We start from the raw sequence: 241 nt of genomic DNA on the forward strand, positions 1-241 counted from the left end.
GCACGTTCGCCGCGTTCACCTTCCTAGCACCGGTCGTCACCGACATCGCCGGGCTGGATGCCGGATGGGTCTCGGTCGCGCTGGTGTTGTTCGGCATCGGCTCGTTCCTCGGCGTCACGATCGCCGGACGATTGTCGGATCGTCACCCCGGACTCGTGCTCGTCGTCGGCGGGCCGCTGCTCCTCGCGGGCTGGATCGCGATGGCCGTGGTCGCCGCGCATCCGGTGCTGCTGCTCGCGCT

At 69.7% G+C, this 241-nt stretch carries 1 pseudogene; it reads left to right on the forward strand.

Going from position 1 to position 241, the window contains the following annotated elements:
* Positions 1 to 241 (forward strand): annotated as a pseudogene (locus SB660_RS23355) (hypothetical protein); the annotation flags it as partial.

Origin of the sequence: Bacillus sp. SIMBA_005 (assembly GCF_046535585.1) — a bacterium.
Classification (GTDB): Bacteria; Bacillota; Bacilli; order Bacillales; family Bacillaceae; genus Bacillus; species Bacillus pumilus.